The 14,346-nt window shown below is 68.1% G+C and carries 10 protein-coding genes; 4 read left to right on the top strand and 6 right to left on the bottom strand.

The annotated features are described in order from the left end of the window. Window positions 1-116 precede the first annotated feature (116 nt). The 3 genes from RVF83_RS03985 to RVF83_RS03995 are packed head-to-tail and all read left to right on the top strand — an operon-like array spanning window position 117 to window position 5,271. On the top strand, window positions 117-1,562 hold the full coding sequence (locus RVF83_RS03985; protein ID WP_005194763.1) for a hypothetical protein: 1,446 nt from the start codon (window positions 117-119) through the stop codon (window positions 1,560-1,562). After that, the gene (locus RVF83_RS03990; RefSeq protein WP_005194761.1) at window positions 1,559-2,575 is read left to right on the top strand and encodes a glutamate ABC transporter substrate-binding protein; all 1,017 of its coding nucleotides are present in this window, start codon (window positions 1,559-1,561) and stop codon (window positions 2,573-2,575) included. The genes RVF83_RS03985 and RVF83_RS03990 overlap by 4 nt, the downstream gene beginning before the upstream one ends. Then, on the top strand, window positions 2,575-5,271 hold the full coding sequence (locus RVF83_RS03995; protein WP_005194759.1) for a serine/threonine-protein kinase: 2,697 nt from the start codon (window positions 2,575-2,577) through the stop codon (window positions 5,269-5,271). Before RVF83_RS03990 ends, RVF83_RS03995 begins: the two co-directional genes overlap by 1 nt. Here RVF83_RS03995 and RVF83_RS04000 read toward each other — a convergent pair. The 5 genes from RVF83_RS04000 to RVF83_RS04020 form a co-directional block, all read right to left on the bottom strand. After that, window positions 5,268-6,491, bottom strand: coding sequence for an acetate kinase (locus RVF83_RS04000; protein WP_005194758.1), 1,224 nt, complete (start codon window positions 6,489-6,491; stop codon window positions 5,268-5,270). The genes RVF83_RS03995 and RVF83_RS04000 overlap by 4 nt on opposite strands. Continuing rightward, window positions 6,488-8,668 carry a phosphate acetyltransferase gene (pta, locus tag RVF83_RS04005; RefSeq protein ID WP_005194757.1) on the bottom strand — a complete coding sequence of 727 codons (2,181 nt, stop codon included), beginning with the start codon at window positions 8,666-8,668 and terminating at the stop codon, window positions 6,488-6,490. The genes RVF83_RS04000 and pta overlap by 4 nt, the downstream gene beginning before the upstream one ends. A 16-nt stretch (window positions 8,669-8,684) precedes the next feature. Continuing rightward, a complete protein-coding gene (locus RVF83_RS04010) occupies window positions 8,685-10,295 on the bottom strand; it encodes an FAD-binding oxidoreductase (protein WP_005194756.1) in 1,611 nt (536 codons plus the stop codon). Window positions 10,296-10,302: 7 nt separating this feature from the next. After that, a complete protein-coding gene (locus RVF83_RS04015) occupies window positions 10,303-10,860 on the bottom strand; it encodes a TetR/AcrR family transcriptional regulator (protein ID WP_005194755.1) in 558 nt (185 codons plus the stop codon). Between the two features lie 84 nt (window positions 10,861-10,944). Next, window positions 10,945-12,003: a DMT family transporter gene (locus RVF83_RS04020; protein ID WP_039879893.1), complete on the bottom strand. Its 1,059-nt coding sequence runs from the start codon at window positions 12,001-12,003 to the stop codon at window positions 10,945-10,947. An 83-nt stretch (window positions 12,004-12,086) separates the two neighbouring features. Here RVF83_RS04020 and RVF83_RS04025 point away from each other — a divergent pair, with 83 nt between their 5' ends. Beyond that, complete coding sequence (locus RVF83_RS04025; protein ID WP_005194752.1) at window positions 12,087-12,983, top strand: LysR family transcriptional regulator; 897 nt, start codon at window positions 12,087-12,089, stop codon at window positions 12,981-12,983. 175 nt (window positions 12,984-13,158) lie between these two features. On the opposite strand, the gene fgd is transcribed toward RVF83_RS04025, so the two are convergent. After that, the gene (gene fgd / locus RVF83_RS04030) at window positions 13,159-14,169 is read right to left on the bottom strand and encodes a glucose-6-phosphate dehydrogenase (coenzyme-F420) (protein WP_005194751.1); all 1,011 of its coding nucleotides are present in this window, start codon (window positions 14,167-14,169) and stop codon (window positions 13,159-13,161) included. Window positions 14,170-14,346: the final 177 nt, after the last annotated feature.

The raw sequence follows: 14,346 nt of genomic DNA on the forward strand, positions 1-14,346 counted from the left end.
TGAGCGATGACCCTGATGAGTCATTTCTTCTTTCAGGTCGCGGGAGCCGGCACGGGGACCGGCGACCGAGCGGCCACACCGGAGACGATCCAGCGTTCGAGAAGGGGATCAGCTAGGTGACCGGCGATGCGTCCTCCGTGCGGACGGCACTCACCCGTGGCGGTCGCACGATCCGCCCCGCCCAATCGTCGCCGCCGATCCGCCAGGTCCTCGCCGATCGTCGAGAGCTCGTCGCCACCGCACGCGAGCGCGCGCAGTCGCCGTTCCAGACGCTGCGTCATTACTCGGTCACCACTCCGGGCAAGCTGATCATCATCTGCGTCATACTCTTCCTCGGCTGCGTGACCACCGGCCTGTATGCCTCGACCGTGCTCGAGGACCGCACCCAGACACTGCAGCGTCTGATCGACCGGACCGAGCCGCTCGCCGAGGCCGCCCAGGTTCTGTACAGCTCACTCTCCATCGCCGACGCATCTGCGAACGCCGCGTTCATCTCGGGCGGCTTGGAGACGCCGGAGTTGCGGGAACGCTACTCCGACGCCCTCGCGACCGCCGCGTCGTCGTTGATCCTCGCGACCGGAACCTCGAGCGAACCCGGACCGGGGATGACCGAGGACGCGACCGAGCGGGCGCTGTCGGCGGACCTCGACACCCTGTCGACCTCGATCCCGGTCTACAGCGGTCTCATCGAGACTGCCCGCACCAACAACCGGCTGGGCAATCCGGTCGGTTCGGCGTTCCTGGGTCAGGCGTCGTCGCTCATGCAGGACAAGATCCTGCCGGCCGCCCAACGTCTCTACGAACGGCGGTCGATGGCGATCGCCGACCCGCAGCATTCGCTGACCCGGCCGCCGTGGACGGTCTACATCCCGCTCTTGCTGCTGCTCACCGCCATGGTGCTGACCTCCCGGTATCTCGCGCGCAAGACGCGGCGTCGCTTCAACCTCGGGATGGTCGCCGCGATCTTCGCACTGACCCTGGGGACGGTTTGGCTGCTGGCGGCGGGACTGATGTCGGTCGCGGCGACCAGCAACGCCCGCACCGACGGCGCCGACCCGCTGCGCGAGCTGACCGCCGCGCGCATCCTGACCCAGCAGGCGAGATCGGCCGAGACCCTGTCGCTCATCCGTCGCGGCGATCAGGGTGGACTGGAACGTACCTTCGCGGCGACGACCGCCAGGATCGCCGGCATCGTCGACGATGCCCGAAGCTCCGACGAGACCGGATCGGTGTCGGATCAGCAGCTCGATGCGGTGAGTACGGCGCTGGCCGAGTGGAAACGCACCGACGACGCCGTCCGCCGGTACATCCAGACCGGTGACTTCGACCGTGCCCGCCAGCTCACGGTCGGCGACGGGCTCAACAGCTCGGCCCGCGCGTACACATCGGTCGACTCCGCCCTGGTCGACGCGATCACCACCGCGCGGACGTCGTTCCGCGACGACATCAACACCGCCCAGCGCGTGCTCGGCTTCACCGGCACCGGGATTCTCCTGCTCTCCGTCGTCGCCGCCATCGCAATCGTCGGCGGGCTCACACCCCGAATACGGGAGTACCGATGACCCTCTCCCGACTCCACCTTCCCGGCCCCGCCCGCTCGCGACGGCCGATGATCGTCGCGGTCCTCCTACTCGTGGCCCTGGTCGCCACGGGCTGTGTCCGGTTTCCCGCCCCGGAGGCACCGCCTCCGACCGCGACCGCCGGGCCACTGGTGTTGCCCGGCGTCCAGACCGACGTGCCGGTCGAACCGCCGCCGAGTTCGGAGGCGTGCAACGCGACCCTCACTCTGCGCCCACCCGCCCAGATGCCCGCTCCCGGACGCATGCCGCCGAACTCGACGATGGCCGGCATCTTCGAACGCGGCCGGCTCATCGTCGGACTCGACATCGGTTCCAACCTGTTCAGCTTCCGCGACCCCATCTCCGGCGACATCCAGGGTTTCGACGTCGACATCGCCCGTGAGATCGCGGCAGCGATCTTCGGCGACCCGAACCGCGTCGAGTTCCAGGTGCTCAGCTCCGCGCAACGCATCGACGCGTTGCGCGACAAGACCGTCGACGTCGTCATCAAGACGATGAGCATCACCTGCGACCGACTCCGCGACATCTCCTTCTCGGCCCCGTATTACGTGGCGTCGCAACGCATCCTGTCGTTCCGCAACTCGAACATCGTCGGACCCTCGCAGCTCGCCGACAAGCGGGTCTGCGCCGCACGCGGCACCACCTCGATCGGTCGGATGCAATCCATCCAGCCGCGGGTGCGCATCGTCAGCACCACCACCTGGGCCGACTGCCTCGTGCTCATGCAGCAGGGCCAGGTCGACGCGGTCACCAGCGACGACGCCATCCTCGCCGGGCTCGCCGCACAGGACCCGTGGGTCCGGGTCGTCGGCCCGAGCCTCGGTGAGGAGTTCTACGGCGTAGGCATCCCGAAGGGCGAGGACGACATGATCCGCTTCGTCAACGGGGTCCTCGAGCGCATCCGCGCGAGCGGCCGCTGGCAGCAGATCCGCGATCGCTGGCTCACCATCCTCGACACTGGATTCGGCGCACCGCAGCCGTACTACCGGGACTGATGCCCATGGACTACGCCGGCGAACCATCTCAGGCAGACCCTCACGGCCCCGAGGGTCAGGACGCACCCGCCTCCGACACCCCGGAGGAGGTCGGTACCCAGCGCGTCTCGCTCGCCGATCTGATGGGCGACGACGAGACCGACACCGACCGGCACACCACCGACGCCGGGACCGCCGGCTCGAAGAACCCGGCCCAGAGCTCGACCGACGACCACACGACCGATGTCCGTTCCCCCGACGACGGCACCACCGACCAGGTCGCCGAGGTCGGCACGCAGAAGGCAAATCTCGACGCCCTGATGGCCGGAGCCGACGACACGACGGCCGCCACCGCCGCCGACGACACCACCAGACCCCGCGCGGCGGCCGACGACCCCGATGTCGGAACACAGGCGGCCGCACCCGCATTCACCGTCGGTATCGCGCCGCCGGACCGCTTCGACGGCCGGACCGACCGGGTCGTCCGTACCCGCGCGACACCGGAACCCGATTCCGGCCCGCTCGGCCGACGGCTCGTTCCACGGCGCCGCCCGCCCGTCCACGAGCGTCGCCTAGGCAGCGGTCTGGTCGAGATGCCGAAGATCACCGACATCGAACCCGAGGACGCGGTCATCGACGATCCGGTGATCGCCGAGAGCAAGCGATTCTGCTGGCGCTGCGGCAAACCCGTCGGGCGACTCGAGGGCGAAGGCGAGGGCCCGCCCACCGGCGACTGCGCGAACTGCGGTGCGCGGTACTCGTTCGTCCCGGGCCTGGCCCAGGGGACGCTGGTCGCGGACCAGTACGAGATCGCCGGTGCCATCGCCCACGGCGGACTCGGATGGATCTACCTGGCCATCGACCGCAACGTCAGCGACCGCCCCGTCGTTCTCAAAGGTCTTCTGAACTCCTCGGATTCGGAGGCCCAACGCGTCGCGGTGGCCGAGCGGCAGTTCCTGGCGTCGGTGAACCATCCCGGCATCGTCAAGATCTACAACTTCGTCGAGCACATCAGCGACGACGGTGAGCGCTTCGGCTACATCGTCATGGAGTACATCGGCGGTCAGACGCTCAAACAGATCACCTCGGGTGACCCGGAGAAATCTCTGCTGTCCGTCGAACAGGGTCTCGCCTACATCCTCGAGGTGCTGCTGGCCGTCGGCTATCTCCACTCGGTGGGCCTGGTCTACAACGACGTCAAACCCGAGAACATCATGGTCGGCAGCGACGAGGTCAAGCTGATCGACCTCGGCGCGGTCTCACCGATCAACGGTTACGGACACCTCTACGGCACACCGGGTTTCCAGGCCCCGGAGATCGTCAGGACCGGTCCACAGGTCGCCACCGACATCTACAGCGTCGGACGCACCCTCGCGGTGCTGACCGTGCCGATGGAGATGCGCAACGGACGCTACGTCGACGGTCTCCCCGCCCCCGACGAAACCGGCGTCTTCCGCGACAACCCGTCGTTCTACCTTCTGCTGCAACGTGCCACGGCCCCCGACCCGGCCGACCGGTTCGCCTCCGCGGAGGAGATGAGCACCCAGGTGCTCAACGTGCTGCGCGAGACGGTCGCCGTCCACACCGGCGTCCCCCGGCCCTCGCTGTCCACCGTCTTCACCCCGCAGCGCTCGACGTTCGGCACCGACCTGATGCTCGCCCCGGTCGACGGCTTCTTCGACCCCGATCAGGCCGCGTTCTACGATCCGGTCGACATCGCCACCGCACTCCCGCTGCCCCTGGTGAATCCACTGGACCCGGCCGCGAGCCTGCTGACATCGGCGGCCCTCTCGGACCCGCGGCAGACCCTCGACTCGATCAACACCGCACGCGCCGAGGGGTTCGCGTCGCTGTTCGGCGGCCGACCGGTGAAGAACGCCCATCCGTCGCTGGAGATCGACCTGGCCGAGGCGCGCGCCCACCTGCAGCTCGACGACGTCGACACCGCTCTCGCACTCCTCCGCGATGTCCGTGAGCACCATGGTGATTCGTGGCGGGTGGAGTGGTACATGGGCATCTGCGCGCTGATGAACGACGAACCCGAACTGGCCTACGAACGCTTCGACGAGGTGCTGGGCGCGATGCCCGGCGAGGTCGCTCCGAAACTCGCGGTCGCCGGTACCGCCGAACTGATCGGGCGATGGCTGGCCGACGAGAACGGGTCGGGGAAGTCGGCCGACAAGATCGCCCGACTGTACGACGTCGCGCAACACCACTACCACGATCTGTGGCTCACCGATCACAGCATCGTGACCGCCGCCTTCGGACTGGCCCGCCTCGCCGTGGCGGCCGGCGACTACGACGCCGCGATCCGTCCCCTCGACGAAGTGCCTGCCACCAGTAGGCATTTCAACACCGCCCGGGCGACGGCGATCATCGCCCTCGTGCACGGCCGGCCCACCTCGCAGGTCACCCGCAACCAGATCGTCGAGGCCGCACGACGACTCGAGCAGATCCCCGACACCGAACCCCGGAAGTCGCGGATGCTGCTGATCGTGCTCGGCACCGCGCTCGGTTGGATTCATGACAACCCGCAGGAGGAGGACTCGGACAAGGAACCCTCGACCCTGCTCGGGTTCCCCTTCACCGAGTACGGAATCCGCACCGGCACCGAGAGATCCCTGCGCCAGCTGGCCCGTCAGACGCGCAACAACCGCGAACACCGGTTCATGCTGGTCGATCTCGCGAACTACGTGCGGCCGAACACGTTGTTCTAGGGTTGCCCGCCGACCTTCTCCGCGACGAGCGCAGCCGACTGCCGGGCGATGGCGAGTTCCTCGTTCGTCGGGACCACCAGTACGTCGACGGCGCTGGCGTCGGCGGAGATCCGACGCGCCGACCGGTCCGCTGCTGCGTTGCGCTCCGGGTCGAGGACGATCCCGAATCGCTCCAGCCCCGCCAGCGCGTCCGCCCGGACCCGCACCGAGTTCTCGCCGACGCCCGCGGTGAAGGTGATCGCGTCGAGTCTGTCGAGTCCGAAGGTGTACGCACCGAGGTAATGCCGCAACCGGTGGATGTAGACGTCGTAGGCGCGGCGGGCGTCCTCGTCGCCGGCGTCGACCAGTTCGGTGATGGAACGGAAGTCGTTCTCGCCGCACAGGCCTCGGAGTCCCGACCGCTGGTTGAGCAGCGTGTCGATCTCGTCGACGGACAGGTGGGCCACCCGGTTGAGATGTAGCACCAGGCCGGGGTCGATGTCGCCGCTGCGGGTTCCCATCACCAGCCCCTCCAGCGGGGTCATGCCCATGCTGGTGTCGACGGGTTGTCCGCCCGAGATGGCCGAGGCCGACGCGCCGTTGCCGAGATGCAGCACGATCTGATCGAGCTCGGTCACGTCTTTCCCGAGGAACTCGGCCGCGCGACCCGACACGTACTCGTGGCTGGTGCCGTGGAATCCGTACCGCCGGATGGCGTGTTCGGCGGCCACCTCGCGGTCGATCGCGTAGGTTGCGGCGGCCGCCGGCAGCCCGTGGAAGAAGGCCGTGTCGAACACCGCGACCGACGGCACGTCGGGGAGCAGCGTCCGGGCCGCCTCGATGCCGACGAGGTTCGCCGGATTGTGCAGCGGCGCAAGGGTGGAGATCCGCTTGATCTCCGAGATCACCCAGTCGTCGACGAGGGTCGGCTCGTAGAACGACCGACCCCCGTGCACCACACGGTGCCCGACCGCCGCGAGCCCGGCGTGTACGAGGTCGGTGCCGTTGTCGGCGAAGAACTGTTCGGCCCGCCGGACCGCCGTCAGATGATCGGGCAGCGGTACCGACTCGGTGACCGTCTCCCCGTTCTGTTCGTGCGTCATCGACGACCCGGCGTCGCCGATGCGTTCGGCGATCCCGTCCGCGATGACCACCCCGGTGTCGGGCTGTACCAGTTGATATTTCAGCGACGAGGAGCCGGCGTTGAAGACGAGGACCGCCCCGGCGGTGTCGGCGCTCACCGCGCGTCTCCGGCGGTGGCCGTGTCGGCGTCGACGTGCTGCGCCTGGATCGCGGTGATGGCCACCGTGTTGACGATGTCGGACACCAGTGCACCACGGCTCAGGTCGTTGATCGGCTTGTTGAGACCCTGCAGGACCGGTCCGATCGCGACGGCACCGGCGCTGCGCTGCACCGCCTTGTAGGTGTTGTTGCCGGTGTTGAGATCGGGGAAGATCAGCACGGTGGCCCGGCCGGCGACCGGGGAGTCGGGCATCTTGGTCGCCGCGACCGACGGTTCGACCGCCGCGTCGTACTGGATCGGCCCCTCCACGAGCAACTCGGGAGCGCGCTTCCGGACGAGTTCGGTTGCCGTCTTGACCTTCTCGACATCGGCACCCGAGCCGGATGTCCCGGTGGAGTACGACAGCATCGCGACGCGCGGGTCGATGCCGAAGGCCGCCGACGTCTCGGCGGACGAGATGGCGATGTCAGCGAGTTGTTCGTCCGTGGGGTCGGGCACGATCGCGCAGTCACCGTAGGCGAGAACCGTGTCGGCCAGGCACATGAAGAACACACTCGACACCGTGGAGACCCCCGGCTTGGTCTTGATGATCTCGAAGGCCGGCCGGATGGTGTGGGCGGTCGTGTGGGCCGCACCCGACACCATCCCGTCGGCGCGCCCGGTGTGCACCATCATGGTGCCGAAGTAGGAGACGTCGAGCATCTTCTCCTGTGCGCGTTCGAGATCCATGCCCTTGTGTTTGCGCAGATCGGTGTAGATCCGGGCGAACTCGTCCAGATACTCCGAAGTGGCCGGGTCGATGACGGTGGCCTCTGCGAGGTCCAGGCCGAGTTCGATCGCCCTCGCCTGCACGGCATCCGGGTCGCCGAGCAATGTCAGGTCGGCGACGCCGCGGCGGAGGAGTCTGCTCGCCGCCCGCAGGATGCGATCGTCGCCGCCCTCGGGGAGCACGATGTGCTTGCGCTGCGCCCGTGCCCGGGAGATGAGGCGGTACTCGAACATCTGCGGAGTGACGACCGACGGGACGTCGACATTGAGGTTGCGCATGACTACCTCGGGATCGACGTAGGTCTCCATCAGCGACAGCGCCGCCTCGATCTTGCGAGCCGATCCGGCGTTGAGTCGGCCACGGGTGTGGGCCGCGGTCCGCGCGGTGTCGTAGGTGCCGTGCGGACAGCTGATGATCGGCAGCGTCGGCTTGAGCCCGCTCACGAGGGCCTCGATCATCGGGTGCGGTTTGAGCCCGCCATTGAGGATGATGCCCGACAGTCGCGGGAAGCCGTGCGCGGTATTGGCATTCACGAGTGCCAGGAGGACGTCGGAGCGGTCGGCGGGGGTGATCACGACTGTGCCGTCGGTGAGACGTTCCAGAATGTGTTCGACGGTCATGCCGCCCACCATCACCCGCAACGCCTCGTGGTCGAGGAGCTCCTCGTCGCCGCTGTACATGGTGGCGCCGAGCGCCTCCTTCAGTTCGGCCATGGTGGGAGCGAACAGGATCGGCTCCTCGGGGAGACACAGACTCGGCACCCCGATGCGGCGCAGCGTCGTCCGGATCTCGTCGAGTCGGTCCGGATCGCAGCGGTTCGCCACGATCGCGATCGGGGTGGCGTGGGCGGCGCCGACCTCGGACACCAGCCCCGCGGCGAGATCGGCGATCTCGTCGGGAGACCGGTCGTTGGCCTTCAGCGCGATCACCATCGGGGCCGACAGATTGGCGGCGATGCGTGCGTTGAAGCTCAGCTCCGACGGGGTTCCGACGTCGGTGTAGTCCGAACCGACGATCACGACGCGGTCGCAGTGCGTTGCCAGCGCATGGAATCGGGCGACGATCTCACCGATGGCGGAATCGGGATCCTCGTGGACCTGCTCGTAGGTCACGCCCAGGCAGTCCTCGTAGGGCACGTCCACCGAGTCGTAGTCGATCAGGAGGTCGAGCAGCGGGTCCCGCTTGTCACCGTTGGCGCGGATGATCGGACGGAAGACGCCGACCCGGCCGCCGGTCGCCGCGAGCAGCGCCAACAGGCCCAGCGCCACGACCGACTTCCCGGTCTCCCCCTCTGCCGACGCGAGGTAGATGCTGGTCGTCGACTCGTCAGCACCTCCATCCCCGGTGTTTCGATCTCCAGCGGCGGGGTCGGTAACGGCAGCGTCGGTGGCCATGCGCCCCAGCATAGTGGCGCCTCGGCATTCAGAGCAGGATGCCGGGATTGCAGACGCCGTCGGGATCGACGGTCGCCTTCACCGCACGCAGTGCTTCGAGAGCCAGCGGCCCGATCTCGTCATGGTAGGCATCGCGATGGTCACGGCCGATGGCGTGATGATGGGTGATACTCGCTCCGGCGGCCCGGATCGCGTTGTTCGCCGCGGTTTTCGCCGCTGCCCACTCCGCGATCGGGTCGGCGCCGAACGGTGCGACCACGGTGAAGTACAGCGAGGCACCGGAGGAGTAGACGTGGCTGATGTGGCACATCACCAGCGGCGGTGTGCCCGATGCGGTAAGCGTGTCAGTGATCGCGGCGGTGACCGAGGCCCGCAGCTCGTGCAGCTTCGACCAATAGGTGACGGTCTCCAGGGTCTCGACCAGCAGACCGGCGTCGAGTAGCGGGTCGCGTAGGTAGGGTCCAGCGAAACGTCCTGTGCGCCAAGACTCTCCGGGGCCGGCCCCGAGTGCCGTGCCACCGGCGCCGACGAGCATCTCCGACGCGGCGTCGCGACGTCGGAGCACCTCACGCTCCTCCCCCTCGTAGCCGGTGACGACGAGACATCCTGTCGACTCCCCGCCGAGCTGTGCGGGATCGGCGAGATTGATCGCGGTCTCGATCTCATCGGACAGACGGATCACGGTGGGTAGGGGGCCATCCTGAGCGAGGCGACGGAGCGCGGTCGCACCGTCGGCGAAGGAGGCGAACCGCCAACCCTCGAAGAGTCGTGCCTTCGGTGTGGGATGAACACGCAGGCGGACGCTGGTGATGACGCCGAAGGCGCCCTCGGAGCCGAGGATCAGCTGGCGGAGGTCGGGTCCGGCCGCGGACCGGGGTGCCGTCCCGACCTCGACGGTGCCGCGCGGGGTGGCGAGCACGAGTCCCTCGACCATCTCGTCGAACCGTCCGTAACCCGCCGACGACTGGCCCGCCGACCGGGTCGCCGCGTAGCCACCGATCCCGGCACCCTCGTAGGACTGCGGGAAGTGGCCGAGCGTCCAACCCTGCTCGCGGAGAAGCGCTTCGGCGGCGCTGCCGCGAAGGCCGGCCTGGAGGGTGGCGATGCGGGAGATCTCGTCGATCCCGACGAGACGGTCGAGGCGACGGAGGTCGAGGCTGACGACACCGGCGAACCCGACTCGCTCGGGGGCGAGACCGCCCACGACCGAGGTACCGCCGGTGAACGGCACGACCGCGACCTTCGCCTCGGCGCAGATCTGCAGGATTCGTACGACGTCGTCGTGATCGCCGGGATAGATCACCAGGTCCGGGGCATCGGAGGCGTCACCGGTGCGCAGCCGGAGCAGGTCGGGCGTCGAGTAGCCCCGGGTGTGCTGGATGCGGGTGTCGTCGGAGCCGACGACGTGCTCGGCGCCCACCACGGCTTCCAGGTCGGCGCGCACCGCCGACGGCACGGTCGCTGCGGGCGGGGCGACCGCCTCAGGACGGACTCCCCGATCCTCGGTGGCGTCGCCCGCAAGCGCGGCCGCGGCGGCGGGCAACTCGGTGACGCGGGCCGGGTCGCCCCAGCGGGGCCGGCGCATCTCGACGACCGGGATCGCGGTCTCGTCCGCGGTGGACTCCTGTTTCCCGGTCATCGTGCGATCACTCCTCGTTCTTGACGACCGCCCGCACGACGAGATCGGCGATCTGCTCGTCGGTGAGCGAACTGTCCGGGATGAGCATCAACGAGTAGATCGTCCGCACCAGGAACTCCGCGGCCCCACGCGGGTCCGGGACGAGCTGGTCCCGGATCGTCGGATCGAGATCGGGCAGCGTCTGGTCGACGATCTGGTGGATGAGCGTGGGACCGGAGGAATCGCTCGTCGCGACAAGCGCCCGCACGATCTCCTCGGGCTCCTTGCGCAGCACGTACTGGAGCGCCTCGTGCTCACGGATGTAGGGCAGCACGTTCACGACCTGCGCGCGGACCTTGCCCGCGGCGTCGGGTGCGGAGGCCGACCACTCCCGCAGCTTCACGCGCAGCAACGAGACCTCGCGGTCGACGATCGCCGCGACCAGCGCGTTCCGCCCGCCGAACATGCGGTAAGCGGTGGCCCGGGCGACACCTGCGTGACGCGCCACGGACGTCAGACTCAACGTCTTGGCGCCGAAGCGGGAGACGAGTCCCACTCCGACGTCCACCATGCGGTCACGATCCATGCGAAAAACTTATCGAATCGGGATGGGGTGTGGCCGTCCTGGTCGCTGTTGTCGAAGAAGAGTCGCCACTTTGCATCGGTAGCGCTATGTGGAACTCGGGCTTCTGTCCTCGACGCAGGATTCTGCCCCGAGGTTCATACTCGACGCCTCGTCGTTCGCCGGGCGAGATCCAGTGGCATCGACACGTCCGGCCCGGCGGGTTCGCGGCAGCAACTGACGGGCGATCGCCACCCCGCCGATACACAGCACGCCGCCGACGATCCCGACGCCGGTGGGCAGTTCGTCGAGAAGTGCCCAGGACATCAGGATGACTATTGCCGGGACCACGAGGGTCGTCGCGGCCATGGCGCCGGCATCGGTCCGCGCGAGGGCATACGCCCACGTCGAGAACGCGATCGCGGTGGGACCGACGCCGAGATAGATCACCGCGGCGATCGCGGAGGCGTCGGCGTGGGCGAGTTCGGAGACCGCTGCCGGCGCGAACGGGAGCGTCGCGACGAGACCGGCGAGCGCACCGAGCCAGGTCGCGGTCAGCGCGTCGACCGTGCGGAGCGCGGACTTCTGGATGAGGACGCCCGCGGCGTAGAGCACCGCGGCGGCGATCCCCAGGAGCACTCCGAGCCAGTCGGCATGTGCGTCGGCGGTGGCGGATCCGCCCGTGGCGATCAGCACGACGCCGGCGAATGCGATCGTCATGCCGATCACCAGATGTCGCGGGAACCCTTCACCGAAGAACAGGCCGGCAGCGACCGCGACGAGGATCGGGGCCAGGTTCACCAGCAGCGCCGCGGTCCCGGCGTCGAGGTGCTGTTCGGCCCAGTTCAGCAGGATGGTGTAGCCGGCGAACCAGGCGACGCCGTAGGCGATGACCAGCATCAACGCGCGTCCACGTGGAAACCGACCGGTGGCCGTACGGTCGTCGTCGGCGGTGCTGCGTCTCCGCAATTTCACCGCGAGCATGATGACCGTCAGCGGTAGGACTGCCGCGAGCAGCCGCAAGAACGCCATCGCCCCTGGCGAGAAGGAGTCGCCCAGCGCCCGGATGCCCACGAACGCCGACGCCCACAACACGACGGTGATGAGGGCAGCCAACGCCGGGAGCGAGACGCCGAGAACTGCGGGGGACGAGAGGCGCGAGGTCATGTCAATCAGCGTCCGGCATGAAGCACTTCAGGACAAGTGAAATTTTCTATCGGTTTGTTAAGTCTCGCTGTATCGTCGATGGCATGGTCGACATCCACCGACTTCGTGTTCTTCGCTCGGTCATCGGCGAACGCTCCATCGGCGGGGCAGCCAGCGCCCTGGGTTACACACCGTCGGCGGTGAGCCAGCACATCGCCACACTTCAGCGCGAGACCGGCCTGACCCTGGTGGAACGTGACGGCCGCGGCATCGTGCCCACCGAGGCCGGCACCATCCTCGCCGCCGAATCCGAGGGGGTGTTCGAGGAACTGTCCCGGGTGGACGGGCTGATCTCGGAACTGCGCGACGGGCGCCTCGGGCAGTTGCGGATGAACTACTTCGCGTCGGCGGGCGCCGCCTGGATCCCACCGATCGTGGCCACGATCTCGCGTGAGTTCCCCGGCCTGCGCCTCGATCTGCGACTCATCGAGCTCGTCTCGGCATCCACCACCTCGCCGGATGTGGAGATCTACGTCGAGGACACCGAGCGACCAGTCCCCGACGGGCCCGGATTCATCAGCCGTCCGCTCACGTCGGACCCGTATCACGCTGTGGTACCCGAGGATTCGGCATGGTCGGGATATGAGTCGGTGACCCTCCGGGAGTTGTCCCAGGTGCCCTGGGTCGACAACGACGTCGCCCGCGGCCCGTGCCGCCAGGCGCTCATCAGTGCCTGCACGTCCGTCGGCTTCGTGCCCGACTTCAGCATCGAGACCCAGGATCACCCGACCGCGATCCGCTTCGTCGCGGCCGGCGTCGGGCTCACCGTGGTACCGCAGCTCGCCCTGACGGACCTACCCGCGGGTGTGGTGGCGATCCCCATCGTCGACCCCACACCGACCCGCGCGATCCGGGTGCGCGTGCGCCAGAGCGCACACGATCTCCCGCCGGTCCGGCGTGTGCTCGAACTCCTCGACACCGTTGTGCTGCAGCCCGTTTGACTTCGACGAGCTCAGCCGGCGGAAAACGCGCTCAGCCGTTCCCGCGTGACGTTCACCCTGCCGCGGGCCTGATTCCCTCGCGCTTATTGGCCGGCGCCCGCGGGAGGTAATCCTGCCCGCGCCAAGGAAACACCCCAGCGCGAACACGACGACGCCCCCGCCGAGGGCTGGGGAACTAGCCGAGCTTGCGCAGGCGCGGTTCCAGGTCGCGCTGGAAGTTCTCCAGGAACCGGCGCTGATCGTGGCCCGGGGCGTGGAAGACGAGGTGGTTGAGTCCGGCGTCGGTGTAGAACTTGACCTTTTCGACGGCCTCGTCGGGATCGGAGGCCACGATCCAACGCTTGGCGACCTGCTCGATGGGCAGCTCGTCGGCGAGGCGTTCCATCTCGGTGGAGCTGTTGACGCTGTGCTTCTGCTCGGGAGTCAGCGACAGCGGCGCCCAGAAGCGCGTGTTCTCCAGCGCCAGTTCCGGATCCGGATCGTAGGAGATCTTGATCTCGATCATCTTGTCGATGGCGTCGAAATCACGTTCGGCCTTCTCCGCACCTTCCTTCACCGCGGGCAGCAGCTTCTCGGTGTAAAGCTCGGAGCCCTTGCCCGAGGTGCAGATGAAGCCGTCGCCGGAGCGGCCCGCATAGCGTGCGACGACCGGCCCGCCGGCGGCGACGTACACCGGGATCGGTTGCTCCGGAACGTCATACATGTACGCGCCCTGCGTGTGGTAGTACTCGCCCTCGAAGTTGACCTCTTCGCCGGTCCACAGTTCGCGCATGAGCTTGATCGACTCGCGCAGGCGGGCGAAGCGCTCCTTGAACTCGGGCCACTCGCCCTGGAATCCGGTGGCGTACTCGTTCAGGGCCTCGCCGGTGCCGACGCCGAGCATGATACGGCCCGGGTACATGCAGCCCATCGACGCGAACGCCTGGGCGATGACGGCCGGGTTGTAACGGAAGGTCGGGGTCATGACCGACGTGCCGATCTGGACCCGCTTGGTGCGCTCGCCGACGGCAGCCATCCACGCGAGCGAGAAGGGAGCGTGGCCGCCGTTGTGGCGCCACGGCTGGAAGTGGTCGCTCACCGCGACGGAGTCCAGCCCGTGCTCTTCGGCCGCGACTGCGATCTCCACCAGCTCGCGCGGATCGAACTGCTCCGCCGACGCCTTGAAACCGAGCTTGAGTTCTGCCATGAGCCTCGCCCCTAACCGTCGGCCGTGCCGACCTTTCCCGGTCGATCCGCTGATCGTGATCGCCGCTGTGACCACAGTTACCAACCTAGAGCATCGATGGAGGTGCGGCCCTTCCCGCCCGATTCGGCGCCGCAGCCCCTCGATTGGACCTCAAGTCAACTTTAAGTTCTACCCTGG

The organism is Gordonia rubripertincta (genome assembly GCF_038024875.1).
Classification (GTDB): Bacteria; Actinomycetota; Actinomycetes; order Mycobacteriales; family Mycobacteriaceae; genus Gordonia; species Gordonia rubripertincta.

Bases quoted from the DNA above. Each gene is read 5' to 3' on its own strand.
- pta (WP_005194757.1), bottom strand. From the start codon at position 8,668: ATGCTGGGGCGCATGGCCACCGACGCTGCCGTTACCGACCCCGCCGCT.
- fgd (WP_005194751.1), bottom strand. From the start codon at position 14,169: ATGGCAGAACTCAAGCTCGGTTTCAAGGCGTCGGCGGAGCAGTTCGAT.
- RVF83_RS03990 (WP_005194761.1), top strand. From the start codon at position 1,559: ATGACCCTCTCCCGACTCCACCTTCCCGGCCCCGCCCGCTCGCGACGG.
- RVF83_RS04020 (WP_039879893.1), bottom strand. From the start codon at position 12,003: ATGACCTCGCGCCTCTCGTCCCCCGCAGTTCTCGGCGTCTCGCTCCCG.
- RVF83_RS03995 (WP_005194759.1), top strand. From the start codon at position 2,575: ATGCCCATGGACTACGCCGGCGAACCATCTCAGGCAGACCCTCACGGC.
- RVF83_RS04015 (WP_005194755.1), bottom strand. From the start codon at position 10,860: ATGGATCGTGACCGCATGGTGGACGTCGGAGTGGGACTCGTCTCCCGC.
- RVF83_RS04025 (WP_005194752.1), top strand. From the start codon at position 12,087: ATGGTCGACATCCACCGACTTCGTGTTCTTCGCTCGGTCATCGGCGAA.
- RVF83_RS04010 (WP_005194756.1), bottom strand. From the start codon at position 10,295: ATGACCGGGAAACAGGAGTCCACCGCGGACGAGACCGCGATCCCGGTC.